Below are 20,095 nucleotides of genomic sequence, written 5' to 3'. Positions count from 1 at the left end.
GGCGGCATCGTGCCCGGCGCCGTCCCGGCCCGCGGCCTGCTGGTCGCCCGTGCCTGCACAGCGCAGGCCCGCCTCCTCGGGAGTGAGCGGGCCGAGCAGGCGCAGGAGGTCGGCCAGGCCCTCGGCGTCGCGGGCCCGCCGTTCCGGTGTCAGGCGCTGCAGTTCGCGTTCGGTCTGCTCGAGGATCTGCGGATCGAGCAGTTCGCGCAGCTCCACCCGGCCGAGCAGTTCGGCCAGCAGGCCGGAGTCCAGTGACAGGGCGGCGGCGCGGCGTTCGGCCAGCGGGCTGTCGCCCTCGTACATGAACTGGCCGATGTAATCGAACAGCAGGGCGTTGGCGAACGGCGAGGGGGTGGCGGTCTCCACCTCGATCAGGCGCAGCTGCCTGCGGGCGACGCGGCCGAGCACATCGGTCAGGGCGGGCAGGTCGTAGACATCGCGCAGGCATTCGCGCACCGTTTCCAGCAGGATCGGGAAATCGGGGAATTTCCTGGCCACATCGAGTAATTGGGCCGAGCGTTGCCGTTGCTGCCACAGCGGAGCGCGTTTGCCCGGGTCGCGGCGCGGCAGCAGCAGCGCCCTGGCGGCGCACTCGCGGAAGCGGGAGGCGAACAGCGCCGAGGCGCCGACCTGCTCGGTGACGATCTCGTCGATCTCGTCCGGCTCGAAGACGAACAGTTCGGCGCCGGGCGGCTCGTCGGTGGTGTCGGGCAGGCGCACCACGATGCCGTCGTCGGAAGCGTTCGGCGCGGCGTCGACACCGAACCGTTCACGCAGGCGGGACCCGACCGCCAGTGCCCACGGCGCGTGCACCGGCAGCCCGAACGGCGAGTGCAGCACCAGTCGCCAGTCCCCGAGCTCGTCGCGGAACCGCTCCACCACCAGCGTCTTGTCGGTGGGCACCTGCCCGGTGGCGGCCCGCTGGTCGGCGAGCAGGGCGACCAGATTGGCCGTCGCGTTCTCGTCCAGCCCGGCGCCGGAGAGCAGATCGCCGAGCGCGCCGTCCACCCGCGCCGCCTCCGAGGCGCTCTCCGGGATCCGTTTCACCGCCTTGCGCACGAACTCCCCCAGCGCGAAGCCCAGTTCGGCGGGGCGGCCCAGACCGTCGCCGTGCCAGAACGGCAACCGGCCCGGCTGCCCGAACGCCGGGGTCACGAGAACCCGGTCGAAGGTGATCTCCTCGATGCGCCAGCTGGTCGCGCCGAGGGCGAACACGTCGCCGACGCGGGATTCGTAGACCATCTCCTCGTCGAGTTCGCCGACGCGCGAGTTCTTCTCGCCCACCATGTACACCGCGAACATGCCGCGATCGGGGATGGCGCCGCCGGAGGTCACCGCCAGGCGTTGCGCGCCCGGCCTGCCGGTGAGGGTGCCCGCATCGCGATCCCACACCAGACGCGGGCGCAGCTCGGCGAATTCGTCGGAAGGATAGCGGCCGGCGAGCAGGTCGAGTACCGATTCGTAGGCCGAGCGGGGCAGCATGGCGAAACTGCCGGTGCTGCGCACGGTCTCGAACCAGGCGTCGGCGTCGACGGGCTCGAGCGCGCACACCGCCACCGTCTGCTGGGCCAGGATGTCGAGGGGATGGGCCGGGATGCGCAGCGCCTCGATCTGCCCGGACACCATCCGGTGCGCGGTCACCGCACAGTGCACGACGTCGGTGCGGTGCTTGGGGAACAGCACGCCGCGCGAGGTCTCCCCCACCTGGTGCCCGGCGCGGCCGATCCGCTGCAACCCGCTCGACACCGAGGGCGGCGCCTCCACCTGCACCACCAGGTCGACCGCGCCCATGTCGATGCCCAGTTCCAGGCTGCTGGTGGCCACCACGCAGCGCAGCCGCCCGCTCTTGAGATCGTCCTCGATGAGGGCGCGCTGCTCCTTGCTCACCGAGCCGTGGTGCGCGCGGGCCAGCAGCTGCCCGGCGCCGTGCACGACCTCGGTACTCGGCCCGAGCTGGGCGGGCGGGGCGTGCGAGGTCTCCACCGGGTCGCCGAGCCGGGCCGCGTAGGACTCGTTGAGCCGGGCGGTCAAGCGCTCGGCCAGCCTGCGGGAATTCGCGAAGACGATCGACGAGCGGTGCGCGAGCACCAGATCGACCACGGCCTCGTCCACATGCGGCCAGATCGAGCCCGGCTGGTCGGAATCGCCCGGCTCGGTCATGTCCGGCACCGGCACCCGCACGCTGAGGTCGAAGGTCTTGGGCGCGGGCGGCGCGACGATGGTGACCGGGGCCGATCCGCTCAGGAACCGGCCGACCTCCTCCGCCGGGCGCACCGTCGCCGACAGGCCGATGCGCTGGGCGGGCCGCTCGGTGAGCAGGTCGAGCCGGGCCAGCGACAGCGCCAGGTGCGCGCCACGCTTGGACCCGGCGACGGCGTGCACCTCGTCGACGATGACCGTCCGCACGGTGCGCAGCGTCTCGCGCGCGGCCGAGGTGAGCATGAGGAACAGCGATTCGGGGGTGGTGATCAGGATGTCGGGCGGGGTGCGCTGCATGGCCCGGCGCGCGGCCTGGGAGGTGTCGCCGGAGCGGACGCCGACGGTGATCTCCGGCGCCTCCAGACCGAGACGGGCGGCGGTGCGGGTGATGCCCGCCAGCGGCGCGCGCAGATTGCGCTCGACATCCACCGCGAGGGCCTTGAGCGGGGAGACGTAGAGCACCGAGGAGCCCTTCGTGGACGGTGCCCCGGAAGCCTCCGCCGCGTCGCCGCCCGGGCGGGCGAGCTCGTCGATGGCCCACAGGAAGGCCGAGAGCGTCTTGCCGGATCCGGTCGGCGCCACCACCAGCGTGTGCTCCCCCGCGGCGATCGCCTGCCAGGCGCCCAGCTGGGCCGACGTGGGCGCGGCGAAGGCGCCGTCGAACCATTCCCTGGTCGCGCGGGAGAACCTGGCGGTCGAGAACGGGGACACTCGTTCAGTGTGCACCCGCGCACCGACAACCAGCCGCGACCGGCGCCGGGAGGCGGGGCCGTACGCTGCTGCGCGTGGGCACCACGCTGAAACTCGACCTGATCGGTCACGGCGTCACCGAGGCGCTGCGGGCCGCGCGCTTCCCCGACGACGAACCGCTCACCGAGGCTGGCCGCAACGCCCTGCCCGGCTACACCCCGCCCGCGGGGGCCGCGGTGCTGACCGGGCCCGAGCGTCGCGCGGTGCAGACCGCGGAACGGCTCGGACTCGCCGGCAGGCCCGACGCGCGTCTGCGCGATCTCGACGCGGGCGAGTGGCGCGGAGCCGATCTGACCGCGCTGCCGCCCGAGGACCTGCAGCGCTGGCTCACCGACCCCGCCTTCGCCGGGCACGGGGGCGAATCGATCACCGATCTGGTGGCCCGCACCCGGGACTGGCTCGCCGATGTGGTCGCCGCGGGGGTCGCGACCGTGGCGGTGACCCATCCCGCGATCATCCGGTCCGCGCTGCTGATCACCCTCGACGCGCCGCCCGCCTCGTTCTGGCGGCTGGACGTGGCCCCCGGCGGCCTCGTGCGCCTGCGTCACCGAGCCCGCTGGACCCTGCGGATCACTTCATAACCATCCCGGCGCGATGCCGCCGATCCCCTTGCGCCCGAATGAGAATCCCGATTAACTAACAATTCGTAATCGGAGCGGGAGGAGCGGGTATGGGTGATCCGCGGCAGTATGTGGTGATCGGCGGCGGATTGGCGGGGTTGGCCTCGGCGGTCTGGCTGGCCGAGGCGGGGAAGAAGGTCACGCTGCTCGAGCGGCGCGGCAGGCTGGGCGGGCGCGCCCACGCGATGAAGGTCGACGCGGTCGACGATCCGCCGGACAACGGTCAGCACGTCATCGCCAGCGGGTACGAACACCTCTTCCGCTACCTCACCAGCGTCGGCACCCGCGAATACGTCGCCTTCCCCGACCGGTCGACCCTGCGCTGGCCCGACGGCCGCAAGGTCACCATGTCCACCAGCGGCCTCGGCGCGATCCGCACCCTCACCGGCCTGCACCCCGACACCGGCCTGCTGGACCGGCTGCGCACCCTGCGCGCCACCGGTCTGCTGGTCTGGCAGGCACTCAACCAGCCGCACGACCTGGCCGACATCACCACCGCGCAGTGGTTCGAGCGGATCGGCATGCCCGCGAAATCCCGTGAGGCGCTGTGGGATTGGCTGGCACTCGGCATCGCCGCCGAACCCGTCGAGATCGAATCGGCCAAGGTGTTCGCCGATGTGATGGCCACCGGTTTCCGGTTGGGCGCCAAACACCGGACTCCGGTCTCCATCGGCTACCCGACCACCGACCTGGACACCCTCTACGTCGACGGCGCGCTGCGGGTGTTCGAGAAGCACGGCGTGGACGTGCGATACCGGGCGGTGGCGCGGCGCATCCACATCGTCGACGGCACGGTGACCGGGGTGGCCATGGCCGACGGCTCGGTGGTGCCCGCCGACGCGGTGATCTGCGCGGTCCCCAACACCGGTATCGGCGGCCTGCTCGACGACCTGCCCGAGCACTCCGAGATCTACGCCGCCGCGGACAAGCTGCACTACACCCCGATCGTCAGCACCAACCTGTACCTGGACCGCCCGCTGGGCACCGAGGCCGAGTTCGAGGCCCTGATCGGCGGCACCGGCGTCATCGACGAGGTCTTCGACCGGCAGCTGATGACCGGGCGCAGCACCGAGAAGGCGTGGCTGTACTGCCTGACCACCAGCGGCGCCTACGAGCAGATCCACAAGACCAACGCCGAGATCATCGCCGAGCAGCTGGCGCTGCTGCGCCGGTACTACCCGGCCGCCGCCGAGGCGAAGGTGGTGCAGGGGCACGTGGTGCGGATGCCGAAGGCCACCTTCTCCCAGACCGTCGGCACCCACGCGCTGCGCCCGCCGCAGCGCACCTCGGTGCCCTCGCTGGTGCTGGCGGGCGACTGGACCGCCACCGACTGGTCGGCCACGATGGAGAGCGCCGTCCAGAGCGCCGCCAAGGCGGTGGACCTGCTGCTGGCGCAACCACCGGCGCGGTGAACCAGGAGCAGGGGGGCAAACGCAAGCGGATGTCGGCGGCCGAGCGGCGCGATCAGCTGCTCGACGTCACCCGCGACATCGTGGTGGCCGAGGGCTTCGCCGCCGTCGGCATCGACCGGGTCGCGCGGGCGGCCGGGGTCGCGCGCGCCCTGATCTACCAGCAGTTCGGCGACCTGGCCGGGCTGACCGCGGCGCTGCTGGAACGCGAGACCCAGGTCGCGCTCAGCGGCATGCTCACCGTGGACTGGTCGGGCGAGGACGCCGCCGGCGCCGACGTCGACGAGGTCGGCCGCGGCATCCTCGCCTACGTGCACGCCGCGCCGGACAGCTGGCGCATCCTGCTCAGCCCGCCCGACGGCGGGCCGCCGCTGCTGCGCAAGCAACTGGAGGTCGGCCGCAAGTTCTCCCGGGCGATCACCGCCAGGCACCTGTCGCGCTACGCGGGTGTCACGGTCGACCCGAACGGCGCGACCACCCGGCTGCTGCTGGCCGCCATCGAAGAACTGTTCCGGCTGCACCTGGCCGACCCCGTCGCCTGCGACGACGACACCGTTCTGCGCTATCTGCGGGCCGTCGTCGGCTGGGCCGTCCGCATGGAAGCCGGCGAGCGCGGGTAGAGGCGCGGGTGCGCTCAGCCCTCGACCGGAACCGGTTCGAGCAGTTGCGGGCGCGGTTCCGGCGCGGCCACCCGCAGGGCGTCCGCGGAGGCGTCGTCGGGCTGTTTCTGCGAGCGGATCTCGGCCTCGACGCGCGAGCGGTAGGTGGCGATCTCGCGCTCGGTCTCGGTCTCGTCCCAGCCGAGCACCGGGCCGACCAGGCGGGCCACCTCCTCGGCGCAGTCCGCGCCGCGATGGTCGTACTCGATGGAGATGCGGGTGCGCCTGGCCAGGATGTCGTCGAGGTGCAACGCACCCTCGGCCGTCACCGCGTACAGTGCCTCGGCCCGCAGATACGAGGGCGCGGCGGCGATCGGCTGCAGCAGGTCGGGTTGATCCTCGGCGGGTGCGAGCACCTCGTCGATCAGCGAGCCGTACCGGTCGAGCAGGTGCTTGACCCGATACGGGTGCAGACCGTAGACGTCGGCCAGTTGCACGGTCTGATTGACCAGCGCGAAGTAGCCCTCGGCGCCGAGCAGGCGCACCTTCTCGGTGATGCTCGGCGACACCCGGGCCGGGATGTCCTGGGCCGCCTCGTCCACCGCGTCGTAGGCCATCACGCGATAGGTGGTGTACTTGCCGCCCGCGATGGCGACCAGGCCCGGCGCGATCCGCGCGACGGCGTGCTCGCGCGACAGCTTCGAGGTGGAGTCGCTCTCGCCCGCCAGCAGCGGGCGCAGCCCGGCGTACACGCCGGTGATGTCGTCATGGGTGATCGGGGTGACCAGCACCTCGTTCACCCGGTCCAGCAGGTAGGCGATGTCGGCCTGGGTCGCCGCCGGATGGGCGAGATCGAGATTCCAGTCGGTGTCGGTGGTGCCGATGATCCAGTGCGCGCCCCACGGGATGACGAACAGCACCGAGGTCGCGGTCCGCAGGATCATGGCGGTGTCGCTGACGATGCGGTCGCGCGGGACCACGATGTGCACGCCCTTGGAGGCGCGCACCTGGAAGCGGCCCCTGGTCTTGGACAGCGCCTGCACCTCGTCGGTCCACACGCCGGTCGCGTTGATCACGACGTGTCCCCTGACCTCGCCGGTGCGACCGTCCTCGGTGTCGCGGATCCGCACCCCGCTCACCCGGTCGGCCTCGCGCAGGAAGCCGACGACCTGGGTCGAGGTGCGGATGACCGCGCCGTAGTGGGCGGCCGTGCGGGCGATGGTCATGGTGTGGCGGGCGTCGTCGACGACCGTGTCGTAATAGCTCACCCCGCCGATCAGCGCGTCGCGGCGCAGGCCGGGGGCCAGCCGCAGCGCGCCGTGGCGGGTCAGATGACGTTGCCCCGGAACGGATTTCGCGCCACCCATGGTGTCGTAGAGGACCAGGCCCGCGGCCACATAGGGGCGCTCCCAGCCGCGGTGGGTCAGTGGGTAGAGGAAGCGCAGCGGCTTGACCAGGTGCGGCGAGAGCGTCGACAGCGCGAGTTCGCGCTCCCGCAGCGCCTCGCGCACCAGGCCGAACTCGAGCTGCTCCAGATAGCGCAGGCCGCCGTGGAACATCTTCGACGACCGGCTCGAGGTACCGGAGGCCAGGTCGCGCGCCTCGACCAGCGCCACATCCAAGCCGCGGGTGGCCGCGTCCAGCGCGATGCCCGCGCCGACCACGCCGCCCCCGACGACCACCACGTCGAAATGCTCCTTGCCGAGCCGTTCCCAGGCCGTACGGCGCTGCTCGGGCCCGAGCATCTGCGATTGCGGTTTCTTGGTCATGCTCGGCTCCTCCAGCGACTGGTCTGCGAGCGCGCGATTCCGGCGGTTGGTTCTGCGGGCGGTTCGGCAACAGGGCGGTTCGTGTACAGGCTAGGCACTCCGGACACCGGTGAGCACGGTGCCTCGCCGCCGCCCGGCACGGACTACTCGACGGTAACTCCGATCTTCATCCCGCACCCGCGCGCGGCGATGTGATCCCCGCCATCCGGGCCGTTGCGTATCCTGCCTGCATGCGTCGGTATGTGGCTGCCCTCGATCAAGGCACGACCTCGAGCAGGTGCATCGTCTTCGACCGCGGCGGACGGGTCATCGGCATCGCTCAGCGTGAGCACGAACAGATCTTCCCGCGGCCGGGATGGGTCGAACACGATGCCCGTGCCATCTGGCGCAATACCGAGCTCGTGCTCGGCGAGGCGCTCGACACGCTGGGCCTGAGCCGGGAGGACATCGCCGCCGTCGGCATCACCAATCAGCGCGAGACCACCGTGGTGTGGGAGCGAGCCACCGGCGAGCCGATCCACAACGCCATCGTCTGGCAGGACGTCCGCACCGACCGGCTGGTCACCGAACTCGGCGGAGACGAGGGCCCGGCCCGCTACCAGGACCGCACCGGCCTGCCGCTGTCGACCTACTTCTCCGGGCCCAAGCTGCGCTGGATCCTCGACAGCGTGCCGGGCGCCCGGGAACGCGCCGAGGCCGGCGAGCTGTGTTTCGGGACGGTGGACAGCTGGCTGCTGTGGAACCTGACCGGCGAGCACGTCACCGACGTCACCAACGCCTCCCGCACCATGCTGATGGACCTGCGCACCCAGCAGTGGGACGAGGGCATCTGCGCGGACCTCGGGGTGCCGGTCGCGATGCTGCCGCGCATCGCCGGCTCCTCGGAGGTCTACGGCGAGATCACCGCGGGGCCGCTGACCGGCGTGCCGGTCGCCGGCATCCTCGGCGACCAGCAGGCCGCCACCTTCGGACAGGCCTGCCTCTCCCCGGGAGAGGCCAAGAACACCTATGGCACAGGCAATTTCATGCTCCTCAACACCGGGACCACCCCGGTGTTCAGCAAGCACGGCCTGCTCACCACGATCTGCTACCGGCTCGGCGATCAGCCCGCGGTCTACGCGCTGGAAGGCTCCATCGCGGTCACCGGCTCGCTGGTGCAGTGGCTGCGCGACAACCTGGGCCTGATCTCCTCGGCCACGGAGATAGAGCCGCTGGCCCGCAGCGTCGAGGACAACGGCGGCGCCTACATCGTGCCCGCCTTCTCCGGCCTGTACGCGCCGCACTGGCGCCCGGACGCGCGCGGGGTGATCGCCGGGCTGACGCGATTCGTCACCAAGGCGCATCTGGCGCGCGCGGTACTGGAATCCACCGCCTTCCAGACCCGCGAGGTGGTCGACGCCATGCGCGCCGACGCCGAATCCCAGCGCCTGGACCTGGAATTGACGACGCTCAAGGTGGACGGCGGGATGACCGGCAACGAGCTGCTCATGCAGTTCCAGTCCGACATCCTCGACGTGCCGGTGGTTCGCCCGGTGGTCGCCGAGACCACCGCACTGGGCGCCGCCTACGCGGCCGGGCTCGCGGTGGGGTACTGGACGGGCACCGACGACATCCGGGCGAACTGGGAGGCCGACACCACCTGGCTGCCCGCGATGTCGCAGCGGGACCGTGACGCGCATCTGGCCGCCTGGAGCAAGGCGGTCGAACGCACCTACAACTGGGCCGACTGAGCCGACCCGGTCGACCGGGCGGAGAAGATCAGGCGCTCACGGTGGCGTGCGCCTTCGCCATGCGTGCCACGGCCTCCTCGAGCACCGGCGGGGCCGAAGTGGTGAAGCACATCCGCATCGAGCCCTGGTAGCCGCCGTCGGCGGCGGCGAAGGCCGAGCCCGGCACATAGGCCACGCCGGCGTCCAGCGCGCTCGCCAGCATCGCCTTGGTGTCGGTGCCGTCGGTGAAGTCGGCCCACACGAACATGCCCCCAGCCGCGTCGGTACAGCTCACGCGCTCGCCGAAGGTCGTGCGCACCGCGTTCACCAGCGCCTTCGCCCTGGTGCCGTAGCTGTCGCGGACGCGATGCAGATGTCCCGACAGCCAGGCCTCGTCGGTGAGCAGGTCGGCGGCGATCTGCTGGGTCAGCGCCGAACCGCACAGGTCGGCGCCCTGCTTGAGCAGCTCGACCGCCCGGCACACCTCGTCGGGGGCGACCATCCAGCCGACGCGCAGAGTCGGCGCGATGATCTTGGAGGCACTGCTGAGCCGGATCACGTGCGCCGAGTAGGAGGCCACCGGCGCGGGTGCGGGCGCGTCGAACCACAGTTCGCCGTAGGGGTCGTCCTCGACGACCCAGAAGCCGTACTGTTCGGCGAGCCGCGCCAGCTCGGCGCGTCGGGCGGGGCTCAGGGTGACCCCGCCGGGATTGTGGAAATTGCTGACGGTGTGCACCACGGCCGGGCGCTCACCGGCTGCCAGCAGTTCGCGCAGCGCGTCGGTCCGCATCCCCTCGGCATCCAGCGGCACCGCGACGATGCGCGCACCCGCGGCACGGAAGACCTGCAGCGCGCCGACATAGGCGGGATCCTCGACGACCACCAGCGCGCCCGGATCCAGCAACACCTCGGCCAGCAGCGACAGCGCCTGCTGCGAGCCGTGCGTCACGAAGACCTCCGGCACCGGCACGGCCCGGTCCAGCCGCGCCGACTCGCGCTCGGCCAGCGCCTCGCGCAACGGGCCCCAGCCCGGCGACTCGGTGTACTGCAGGCAGCCGGGACCGCGCAGGGCGGCCTCGGCGGCCTCGGCGATGCGCTCGCGCGGCATGAGCTCGGCGTCGGGCAGACCGCCGGCGAGGCTGATGATCTGCGGGTTCGCGGTGAGCTTCAGCAGGTCACGAATGGCCGAGCTCTGCAGACCGGCGAGCTTGGCGGACAGCGACGGGAACGTCGACGACATCGAGACCTCCGGGAGACGCCACGGAACAGGATGCCTCCACTGTTTCACATCTCGAACCAGAATATGAAACGTTGATCTCGAATGTTGAGATTATGGGCGTCCTTCGATGGCCGTCACCAAGATCTTGCCGTTGCGCTCCACCGTGGTCACACGCTGCGGATACACCGTGGTGATGCCATCCGGGCGGTGTTCGGTCAGGTCGACGTCGAAGGTGTCCGATGCCACTTCGGTGATCCGCAGGCAGTGCGTGGTGCCCGGCGGGATCTGCTCGTCGATCGCCTGCTGGATGACCGGCGCACTGGAGATGTTGGCCGCGTCGTCGGCGACGAACCGGCGGACCCGGTCACCGTCGCGCTCGACATAGAACGCGTACTGGAAGCCCAGGATGGCCTCGGCGCCGCTCGCCGTGGAACCCTGCCCGTTGCCGACGACGACCTTGCCGCTTCGGCTGGCCGGGCAGCTCAACGCGGCGGTGGAACTCGGGCCCGACGCGCGGCCGGTCTCGTCGTCGCCGCTGAGCGAGACGATGGTGACCACCAGCGCGATCAGCAGCACGACCACGATCGCGATGCCGATCAGCATGTTGCGGGTGGAGACATTCGGCGAGGATCCGGAACCGCCGCCGGAACTCGCGGCGGCGGGCTTGGGCGCCAGGCGCTTGGCGATCGGATCGTCGGCCCACGACAGACCGGCGGGCGAGCCGGAATCGGTCGGCGGTTTGGGCACGTCGCCGGACTCGGTCGGGCTGTTCCACCAGCGCTGCGGCCCCTCCTGGGCCGGCTTGACCGGTGCGGCGGGCGTACTCGCCGCCGGCTTGCCCCCGGGCGCGGAATAGCGCACCGTCTCCTCCACCGAGGCATCGCCCTCGGCTTCCGCGACGGACGGGGCATCGGCGAATCCGGAGCCGTCCGGGGCGCGGAACGGGTCGGCCGTCGGCGCGGAGAATTTCACGGTCGGATCGGCGGGAGCGGCCTGGGCCGTGGGAGCGGGCCGGGGCGCGGGAGCGGATGGCGGCGGGACCGGGCTTGCGGACGCAGGCGGGGGCGGCGGGACCGAGCCGTCGGCGGGACGCCAGCCGATCTCCGGTGTGTCGGCCGTGGGTTTCCACATCGGGCCGGTCTCCGCCAGGGACGGGCCACCGAACTCGTCCACCGGCGGGCCGAAATCGCCGACGGGCGGACCGAAGTCACCGACCGGAGGACCGAAATCACCTACCGCGGGACCGAATTGCGATCCCGGCCGGTCGGTGTCGCGATCCTTCGCGTCATCCTCGGAAACCACACGAATCCTCTCCCCGGGAACACGCGGGTGGGGCGGCCGTTGCCGACCGCCCCACCCGTCGAATCATCCCGTTCAGTACTGGAACGAACCACCCCACTGGGTGGTCACGCCTGCGACGTTCACCGTCTGCGGCGCGACGTCGCCCGCGGGGACGAGCGGCGGAAGTTTAACCTGGGCGGCCGCTTCGAGCGCGGCCGCGCCGCCCGGCTGCGCGGCGATCCAGGACTCCACCGCGGCCTTGGCCTCGTTGACCTGGGTGGTGTCGAGCACGAACTCGGTCTTGTTGTCGGCCAGGCCCGCACCACCGGTGTAGGTGGTGACCTTGATGGTGTTCACGTCGACGAACTCCACCGACGCGCCCGCCTCACCGGCTCCGGTCGGGGTGGCGTAGCCGATGGTGCCGACGTAGCCCGCCTCGTTGCTGAAGTGGTGGGTGTTGGCGACGTAGCCGGGCAGCACCGCGCCGCCGTCGATGTTGGCGCCGATCTCCTGGTGCGGACCGGTCATCTCGACGACCGGCGCGGCGGGAGCGGTCTCCAGGCGCGGCGCCGACCAGCGCGGCTCCTGCACGAGGGTCTCGGTCTCCGACGGGGTGCCCGCCTGAGCGGGGGCGCCCGCCTGCGGCTTCGGCTTCTCCACGCCCGGCGCGGCGGGCTCGGTCTCGCCCGCGCCCGGCGCGGCCGGAGCGGTCTCGGGCTTCTCGGTGCCGTCCTCCGGAGTCGCGGCGGGCTGCGGCGCCTCGGCCTGACCCGGCACCGGCAGCGGGGCGACGCGCGGGGTGGTGACACCCGGCTGGGTCGGCGTCGCCAGCTTCGGATCCTTCTTCGGCTCCGGCATCACCTGCTCCTGCTCCGGCGTGGTGACGCCGGGCTGGCTGGGAGTCGGCTTGTTCTCCGGCTTCTTCTCCTGCTCGTTCTCGCCGCCCTGCCCGGGCTGCGCGGTGCCGGGCTGGGAACCGCCCTGCGGCGCGTCGTTGGTGCCCGGCTGCACCGGAGCGGGCGTGGCAGGCGTGGTCGGATCGTTCGGAACGGCCCCCGCCGGCGACGCGAACAGGGTAGCCACGGCAGCAGCGGTGGCCAGAGGCAACGACGTGCTCGCCATCGCTCGCTGCGCCCGACTCGGCTTACGATGTTTCACTTTTCGCCAATCCCTTTCCCGGGTGCGGCCGTGAATTCGGCCGCACTCAGTTGTCCCTGACGAGACGCGCCGGATCGCCGAATGACCGATCGGTCATTCTCGTTCGGTTCGGAAAGGACCATCCCCCCACACCAGAACCCCATGGCGATCCGCTCGATCGCATCTCTCGCGAGCGAGTCAACCACACCACGGGTATCGGAGGCAACGCGACGAAACCCGCGCACTGCCAGGACTATCGGAGCCCGGCGGCGGTTGTTTCAGTCCAGGTCGTCATGGCGCATGAGCAGGCGCGCCGCCTCGGTGACCGAGCCGGTGAGCGAGGGGTAAACGGAGAATGTCTGGGCGAGATCGTTGACCGTAAGATTGTTCTGTACCGCCAGCGCGATCGGCAGGATCAATTCGGAGGCGATCGGCGCCACCACCACGCCGCCGATCACCACGCCGGTCGCGGGTCGACAGAAGATCTTGACGAAACCCCGTCGCAGACCCGACATCTTGGCGCGCGGATTGGTGTTCAGCGGCAGCATGACCGTGCGCGCGGGCACCTCGCCGTTGTCGATCGCCGTCTGGCTGACGCCCACGGTCGCGATCTCCGGGCGGGTGAACACCGCCGAGGCGACGGTCTTGAGGCGGATCGGGCTGACCCCTTCGCCGAGCGCGTGATACATCGCGATCCGGCCCTGCATGGCCGCCACCGAGGCCAGCGGCAGCAGGCCGGTGCAGTCGCCCGCGGCGTACACGCCCGACAGCCCGGTGCGCGAAACCCGGTCCACCCGCAGGTATCCGCCCTTGTCCAGCTCGATGCCCACCTTCTCCAGGCCGAGATCCTCGGTGTTGGGGGTGGAGCCGACGGTCATCAGCGCGTGCGTGCCCGCGACCGTGCGACCGTCGGAGAGTTCGACCACGATGCCATCGGCGGTGCGCTTCACCGCATCCGCGCGAGCGTGCTTGACCAGTTCGACACCACGCTCGGCCAGCGCCTCCTCCAGCACCAGGGCGGCGTCGGCGTCCTCGCCGGGCAGCACCCGATCGCGACTGGAGACCAGCTTCACCTGCACGCCCAATTCGGTGTAGGCGGAGACGAATTCGGCGCCGGTGACGCCGGAACCGACCACCACCAGCGTTTCCGGCAGGTCGCGCAGGTCGTAGAGCTGGCGCCAGGTCAGGATGCGCTCGCCGTCGGGCTCGGCGCCGGGCAGCACACGCGGGCTCGCGCCGGTGGCGATCAACACCACCTCGGCGTCGATCGAGCGATCGCGCCCGTCGGAGGTCTCCACCCGGAGGCGGTGCGGGGAACGCCCCGGCGCGGGATCGGTGAACCGGGCCTTGCCGGAGACCAAGGTCACACCGGCGGACTGGAGCTTCGAGCGGATATCGGAGGACTGGGCCAGCGCGAGCGCCTTCACGCGCGCGTTCACCTCCGGCAACTGCACAGCGGCCTGGTCGGGGTCCAGCGTGATGCCGAGGCCACGGGCCCGGCGCAGGTCGGTGCGCATGCCGGTGGAGGCGATGAAGGTCTTGGACGGCACGCAGTCCCACAGCACGCACGCCCCGCCGATACCGTCCCGATCGATCAGGGTCACCTGGGCGCCGTGCTGGGCCGCCACCAGCGCGGCTTCGTAGCCGGCCGGTCCGCCGCCGATGATCGCGATTCGGGTCATGGGTACTTCCCTTTCGGCTCGTCGCCCGGGATCTCCGGTATGAGCTTTACGGTAATCGCCGGGCCGGTGTCGCCTTCGCCACACACCTGGACAGTGGATGCGCGGCGAACTGTGACCCGGGCAGGCTAACCTTTGCAACGTGCCGATTTACGCCGCTTACGGGTCGAACATGGACTCGTCGCAGATGCTCGAGCGCTGTCCGCACTCCCCCATGTCCGGGACCGGCTGGTTGGAGGGCTGGCGGCTGACCTTCGCCGGTGACGACATCGGCTGGGAGGGCCCGCTCGCGACGGTGGTGGAGGACCCCAACTCCCGCGTGTTCGTCGTGCTCTACGACGTCTCGCCGGAGGACGAGCAGTCGCTGGACCGCTGGGAGGGCTCGGACTTCGGCATCCACAAGAAGATCCGCCTGCGGGTGACGCCGAGCCCCGGCAGCGGCACCGAACCGCGACTGGCCTGGCTCTACGTCCTGGACGCCTACGAGGGTGGCCTGCCCTCGGCCCGCTACATCGGCGTCATGGCCGACGCGGCCGAGAAGGCGGGCGCCCCCGCCGACTACGTGCACGCGCTGCGCACCAGGAACAGCCGCAATGTCGGGCCGGGCAATTTCTCGGTCTGACGGCGACTTCCCGGCCTGAGGACACCTTCCGGGTCCGGCATCGCACGACGAGACGAGCCTCCGGCCCCGTGCGGGACCGGAGGCTCGTGTCGTCTCGCGCACGGCGCGCTCTCAGTGCTGCGGATACAGCACCAGATTCGTGAACAGCCGGACGCCCACGGCCAGCGCCCGCTCGTCGATGTCGAAGGTTGGCTGGTGCAGGTCGAGCTGCTCGCCCTCGCCGGACCAGACGCCCAGCCTGGCCATCGCGCCCGGCACCTCCTCGAGGTACCAGGAGAAGTCCTCGCCGCCACCGGACTGCGGGGTATCGGCCAGCGCGTCGGGACCGAGCGCGCGGATCGCGTCCTCGAACCACCGGGTGGACTGCTCGTCGTTGACCACCGGCGGCACCCCGCGGCGGTAGTTCAGCTGGTAGCGCACGCCGGTGGGCGCGAGCAAGCCGTCGACGATCTCGTGCACCATCGGCTCGAGCAGCGACCAGGTCGCGTGGTCGCCGGTGCGCACGGTGCCGGTGAGCATCCCGGTCTGGGGAATCGCGTTCGGCGCCTTGCCCGCCGAGACCGCGCCCCAGACCATCACCGTGCTCGTCCTCGGGTCGATGCGGCGACTGAGCAGGCCGGGCAGGCCGGTGATGACCGTGCCGATCGCGTAGACCAGGTCGCTGGTCAGATGCGGGCGCGAGGTGTGCCCGCCGGGCGAGTCCAGCACCAGCTCGACGGTGTCGGCGGCGGAGGTGATCGGGCCGACCCGGACACCGACCCGGCCCACCTCCAGGCGCGGATCGCAGTGCACCGCGAAGATGCGATCGACCCCGGCCATCGCGCCCGCGGCCACCATGTCGATGGCACCGCCGGGCATGACCTCCTCGGCGGGCTGGAAGACCAGCCGGACGCCGACCGGCAGCTCGGGCAGCTGGGCCAGCGCCAGCGCCGTGCCGAGCAGGATCGTGGTGTGCGCGTCGTGACCACAGGCGTGCGAGACGCCGGGCACGGTCGAGGAGTACGGCAGGCCGGTGAACTCCTGCAACGGCAGCGCGTCGATATCGGCGCGCAACGCGACACGCGGCCCGTCCTCGGGACCGATATCGCACAGCAGACCGGTGCCGCCGGAGATGCGGCGCGGGTTCAGCCCGGCTTCGGCGAGGCGTTCCTCGATGAACTCGGTGGTGGCGAACTCGGTGCGGGACAGTTCCGGGTGGGCGTGGATGTGCCTGCGCCACCGGATGAGGTCCGCGCCGTGGGCGGCCAGCCACTGTTCGATCACCGGATGTGCGCCGCAAGCCTGCACCGGATCTCCGTCCGCAGCGGTCTCGGCCGTGGTACACGCCATCGTGTCCGTCCCCGCGGTGTCCGTCGCCGGGCCTTCCGCGGTCACACACGCGCCCGCGGCGGGGCCGTGCACGTGATCGAGGGGCCGGCCGAGATTGTTCACCGAAGTTCCTCCTGTCGTCGGGCCAGACGTTGCAACACGCTCTCTCTGTGGTTGTCATCGCGGGCGACGGCGATCGCGGTACGCGCGAGCGCGAGCGCGCCGTCGGTCACCGCGCGGTCGGCCGAGGCGTTGACGCTGGCCGTGGCGAAGCCCGGCTGGTGCGTCACCGCCCCATCGGTGTCGATACCGATGACCGGGTGGATCCCCGGGATGACGTTGGTGACGTTGCCCATGTCGGTGCTGCCGAGCGGACGTCGTGCCTCGAGATCCGCGGCGATGGGCACCCGGCCCAGGGCGGCGATCTGTTCGCGATAGACCGCCAGCAGATCAGGGTCGGGCGTGAGCTCGGTGTAGGTGGGCGCCACCGTCCGGATCTCGTGCGTGCAACCGGTCGCGAGGGCGCCCGCCTCGAAGCAGGCCGAGGCTCGTCTCATCAGATCGTCGAGCGACGCGGAGTCGGCTGCGCGCAGGTAGTACAGCAGTTCCGCATGGCCGGGCACGATGTTCGGGGCGACGCCACCGTCGCTGATTATACCGTGCAGTTGCTGGCCGGGCCGGAGGTGCTGACGCAGCAAACCCAGCGCGACCTGGGCGACCGTGACCGCGTCACCGGCGTTGCGGCCCTGCTCGGGCGCGGCGCTGGCGTGCGCCTCCCTGCCGTGGAACCGGACGGCGATATCGGCCAGCGCCAGGGAGTGCGCGCCCGCGATCTCGAGCGGGCCGGGATGGACCATCATCGCCAGCGCGATGTCGTCGAAGGCGCCGGCCTCCAGCATGAGCACCTTGCCGCCGCCGCTCTCCTCGGCGGGCGTGCCGAGCACCACCACGGTGATGTCCAGCGCGTCGGCGACCTCGGCCAGCGCCAGCGCCGCGCCCACCGCCGCGGCGGCGATGATGTTGTGCCCGCAGGCGTGCCCGATCTCGGGCAGCGCGTCGTATTCGGCGCACAGGCCGATGGTCAGCGCGCCGCTGCCGTACTCGGCACGGAAGGCGGTCGGCAGCCCGGCGACATCGCGGCGGATCGTGAAGCCGCGCTCGGCCAGCGGCTCGACGACCTTGGCGACGCTGCGGAACTCGGCGAAGGCCAGTTCCGGTTCGGCGTGCAGCGCGTGCGAGAGGGCGATCAGCCGCGGACCGGCCGCCAGCGCCGCGGCATCGGCGCGCACGAGGACGTCGGAGCGGGCCGGGTCCGGAGCGCGGGTGGAGGCGGCGGTGCCGCGCGTTCGCTGCTCCCCGTCGGGCGACGAGGGGACGGGACGCGGAAGTGGCATGGCACACAGTCTGGCACTGCGCGCGGAGCGTGGCGCGGTACGCACCCGGCAGGCGGGTCGCCCGCCCCGGCGCGACAGGTCACACCGCGGATGGCGATACTGGTGCCATGCTTGCCGAACAGGCCGCCGAAGCGATCGCCGAACGGACCGGAGCCCCCCGCCATCGCGTCGCGGTGGTGCTCGGATCGGGGTGGCAGGCCGCCGCCGCCGAACTGGGCGCGCCCACCGCCTCGGTGCCGATGCCCGAGCTGCCCGGCTTCGGGACGCCGACCGCACAGGGCCATGTGCCCGTGCTGCATTCGGTCCCGGTCGGCGGCAACCGGGTGCTGGTGCTGATGGGCCGTCAGCACCTCTACGAGGGCTACTCCCCCGCCGAGGTGGTGCACCCGGTGACCGCGGCCGTGGCGGCGGGCGCCGAGATCATCGTGCTGACCAACGCGGCGGGCGGCATCCGTCCGGGCCTGAGCGTCGGCGAGCCGGTGCTGATCGCCGACCATCTGAACCTGACCGGCCGTTCGCCGCTGACCGGGGCCGCCTTCGTCGACCTGGTCGACGCCTGGGATCCCGGCCTGCGCGCGCTGGCCCGCGAGATCGACCCCGGCCTGACCGAAGGCGTGTACGCGGGCCTGACCGGCCCGCAGTACGAGACGCCCGCCGAGATCCGCATGCTCGCCACCGTCGGCGCCGACCTGGTCGGCATGTCCACCGTGCTCGAGGCGATCGCCTGCCGCTCGCTCGGCGTCCGCCTGCTCGGCCTGTCCCTGGTGACCAACCTGGCCGCGGGCGTGACCGGCCAGCATCTCTCGCACGCCGAGGTGCTGGCCGAGGGCGCGGCCGCCGCGCCACGACTGGGCAAGCTGCTGCGCGGCGTGCTGGAACGGCTCTGATGCTGCGCTTCGGTACGGCAGGCCTGCGCGGTCCGCTGCGAGCGGGTCCCGACGGGATGAACGCCGAGACCGTCGCCAGGGCCACCGCCGGGGTGACCGCGTGGTTGCGCGAGCGCTGTCTCGGCGGCGGCCGGGTGGTGGTCGGGCGCGACGCCAGGCACGGCTCGGCGGAATTCGCGACCGTCACCGCGGAGATCTTCCAGGCCGCCGGGTTTCCCGTGACGCTGCTGCCGGAGCCGTTGCCCACCCCGGTGGTCGCTTACGCGGTGCGCGCGCTCGCAGCGGTGGCCGGGGTGCAGATCACCGCCTCGCACAATCCCGCGAGCGACAACGGCTACAAGCTGTACCTGGAGGGCGGTTCGCAGCTGATCGCCCCCGCGGACACCGAGATCGAACGCTGCATCGACGCCGCGCGACCGCCGTTCGACCGCTCCCCCGTCGAGCCGGCCGGCGACACGCTGCTGCGCGATTATCTGGCACGGGTCGCCGAACTGCCCTCGCGTATCGGCGGCGACGGCCCGCGGGCGCCCATCCGGATCGCGCTGACCCCGCTGCACGGCGTGGGCGGCGAGACGGCTCTGCGGGCGCTGTCGACGGCCGGGTTCACCGATGTGCACGTGGTGGCCGAACAGTTCGATCCCGACCCGGATTTCCCGACCGTGGCCTTCCCCAACCCCGAGGAACCCGGCGCCGCCGATCTGCTGCTGGCGCTCGCGCGACGGGTGGACGCCGACCTGGCCATCGCCCTCGACCCAGACGCCGATCGGTGCGCCCTCGGCGTGCCCGGACCGGACGGCTGGCGGATGTTGCGCGGCGACGAGACCGGGGTGCTGCTCGGTGACCGGGTGCTCGGCACCGCCGCGCCGGACGCGCTGGTGGCCACCACGATCGTCTCCTCCCGACTGCTGTCGAAAGTGGCCGCCGCCAGGGGCGCCCGCTACGCCGAGACGCTGACCGGCTTCAAATGGCTGGCCCGCGCCGGCGACGGGCTGGTCTACGCCTACGAGGAGGCGATCGGGCACTGCGTCGACCCGGCCGTGGTGCGCGACAAGGACGGGATCTCCGCGGCGGTGCTGGCCGCCGACGCGGTCGCCGCGGGCAAGGCGCGCGGACGCAGCCTGCTCGACGATCTGGACGAGTACGCGCTGTCCTTCGGTTTGCACGCGGGCGACCAGGTCTCGCTGCGCCTCGCCGATGCCGATGCCGCGTCGGCGGCGGTCGCCCGACTGCGCGCGGCGCCGCCGGGGGTGATCGCCGGCGAGCCGATGCGCTACACCGACCAGCTCGCGGTGCGCGGGCGGATGCGTACGGACGCACTGATTTTCGACGGCGAGCGGTCGCGAGTGGTGATACGCCCGTCCGGGACCGAGCCGAAGCTCAAGTGCTATCTGGAGGTCGTGCTGCCGGTGTCCGGCCGCGAGGCCCTGCCGGAGGCGAAGAATGCTGCGCGGCGGCGACTTTCCGAGCTGGCCGAGTTCTGCCGGACCCTTTGAGGCGCGCCGCGACGGCAACT

At 71.7% G+C, this 20,095-nt stretch carries 15 protein-coding genes; 7 read left to right on the top strand and 8 right to left on the bottom strand.

Features of this window, described 5'->3' with window-relative positions; genetic code table 11:
* Positions 1–2,910: DEAD/DEAH box helicase (locus ON26_RS04515; protein ID WP_245545719.1), on the bottom strand; the 2,910-nt coding region annotated here is incomplete at its 3' end.
* 74 nt (positions 2,911–2,984) lie between these two features.
* Between ON26_RS04515 and ON26_RS04510 the strand changes: the two genes are divergently transcribed.
* From ON26_RS04510 to ON26_RS04500, 3 genes are all read left to right on the top strand, one after another.
* Complete coding sequence (locus ON26_RS04510) at positions 2,985–3,530, top strand: histidine phosphatase family protein (protein WP_040794684.1); 546 nt, start codon at positions 2,985–2,987, stop codon at positions 3,528–3,530.
* 89 nt (positions 3,531–3,619) lie between these two features.
* On the top strand, positions 3,620–4,981 hold the full coding sequence (gene hpnE, locus ON26_RS04505; RefSeq protein ID WP_040794683.1) for a hydroxysqualene dehydroxylase HpnE: 1,362 nt from the start codon (positions 3,620–3,622) through the stop codon (positions 4,979–4,981).
* Entirely contained in the window at positions 4,978–5,598 is a 621-nt protein-coding gene (locus tag ON26_RS04500) for a TetR/AcrR family transcriptional regulator (RefSeq protein WP_306307238.1), read from the top strand. The genes hpnE and ON26_RS04500 overlap by 4 nt, the downstream gene beginning before the upstream one ends.
* 14 nt (positions 5,599–5,612) lie before the next feature.
* Here ON26_RS04500 and ON26_RS04495 read toward each other — a convergent pair whose 3' ends face one another.
* Complete coding sequence (locus tag ON26_RS04495) at positions 5,613–7,346, bottom strand: glycerol-3-phosphate dehydrogenase/oxidase (protein WP_040794682.1); 1,734 nt, start codon at positions 7,344–7,346, stop codon at positions 5,613–5,615.
* A gap of 230 nt (positions 7,347–7,576) precedes the next feature.
* On the opposite strand from ON26_RS04495, the gene glpK reads away from it, so the two are divergent.
* On the top strand, positions 7,577–9,076 hold the full coding sequence (gene glpK / locus ON26_RS04490) for a glycerol kinase GlpK (protein WP_040794681.1): 1,500 nt from the start codon (positions 7,577–7,579) through the stop codon (positions 9,074–9,076).
* A gap of 28 nt (positions 9,077–9,104) precedes the next feature.
* On the opposite strand, the gene ON26_RS04485 is transcribed toward glpK, so the two are convergent.
* The 4 genes from ON26_RS04485 to ON26_RS04470 all read right to left on the bottom strand — a co-directional run bounded on the left by ON26_RS04485 (position 9,105) and on the right by ON26_RS04470 (position 14,374).
* Positions 9,105–10,295 (bottom strand): aminotransferase-like domain-containing protein, encoded by a 1,191-nt coding sequence (locus ON26_RS04485; RefSeq protein WP_040794680.1) that lies wholly within the window; start codon positions 10,293–10,295, stop codon positions 9,105–9,107.
* Positions 10,296–10,385: 90 nt separating this feature from the next.
* Entirely contained in the window at positions 10,386–11,576 is a 1,191-nt protein-coding gene (locus tag ON26_RS04480) for a DUF8176 domain-containing protein (protein ID WP_245545718.1), read from the bottom strand.
* A 72-nt stretch (positions 11,577–11,648) separates the two neighbouring features.
* Positions 11,649–12,638 (bottom strand): hypothetical protein, encoded by a 990-nt coding sequence (locus ON26_RS04475; RefSeq protein WP_040794678.1) that lies wholly within the window; start codon positions 12,636–12,638, stop codon positions 11,649–11,651.
* Between the two features lie 332 nt (positions 12,639–12,970).
* Positions 12,971–14,374 carry an NAD(P)H-quinone dehydrogenase gene (locus ON26_RS04470; protein ID WP_040794677.1) on the bottom strand — a complete coding sequence of 468 codons (1,404 nt, stop codon included), beginning with the start codon at positions 14,372–14,374 and terminating at the stop codon, positions 12,971–12,973.
* A gap of 139 nt (positions 14,375–14,513) precedes the next feature.
* On the opposite strand from ON26_RS04470, the gene ON26_RS04465 reads away from it, so the two are divergent.
* Positions 14,514–14,993: a gamma-glutamylcyclotransferase family protein gene (locus ON26_RS04465; protein ID WP_040794676.1), complete on the top strand. Its 480-nt coding sequence runs from the start codon at positions 14,514–14,516 to the stop codon at positions 14,991–14,993.
* Between the two features lie 111 nt (positions 14,994–15,104).
* Here ON26_RS04465 and ON26_RS04460 read toward each other — a convergent pair whose 3' ends face one another.
* Positions 15,105–16,322, bottom strand: coding sequence for a M20 family metallopeptidase (locus ON26_RS04460; protein ID WP_083883727.1), 1,218 nt, complete (start codon positions 16,320–16,322; stop codon positions 15,105–15,107).
* 98 nt (positions 16,323–16,420) lie between these two features.
* The gene (locus ON26_RS04455; protein WP_083883724.1) at positions 16,421–17,695 is read right to left on the bottom strand and encodes a M20 family metallopeptidase; all 1,275 of its coding nucleotides are present in this window, start codon (positions 17,693–17,695) and stop codon (positions 16,421–16,423) included.
* A gap of 107 nt (positions 17,696–17,802) precedes the next feature.
* Between ON26_RS04455 and ON26_RS04450 the strand changes: the two genes are divergently transcribed.
* Together ON26_RS04450 and ON26_RS04445 are read left to right on the top strand one after the other, a co-directional pair.
* Positions 17,803–18,582 (top strand): purine-nucleoside phosphorylase, encoded by a 780-nt coding sequence (locus tag ON26_RS04450; RefSeq protein WP_040794674.1) that lies wholly within the window; start codon positions 17,803–17,805, stop codon positions 18,580–18,582.
* The gene (locus ON26_RS04445) at positions 18,582–20,075 is read left to right on the top strand and encodes a phospho-sugar mutase (protein WP_051026678.1); all 1,494 of its coding nucleotides are present in this window, start codon (positions 18,582–18,584) and stop codon (positions 20,073–20,075) included. The genes ON26_RS04450 and ON26_RS04445 overlap by 1 nt, the downstream gene beginning before the upstream one ends.
* Positions 20,076–20,095 lie beyond the last annotated feature (20 nt).

Origin of the sequence: Nocardia higoensis NBRC 100133, assembly GCF_000308595.1 — a bacterium.
In the GTDB taxonomy this organism is placed as follows: domain Bacteria; phylum Actinomycetota; class Actinomycetes; order Mycobacteriales; family Mycobacteriaceae; genus Nocardia; species Nocardia higoensis.
The sequence above is the reverse complement of the archived record's forward strand: the minus strand, read 5'-3'. Positions and strand labels throughout refer to the sequence as shown.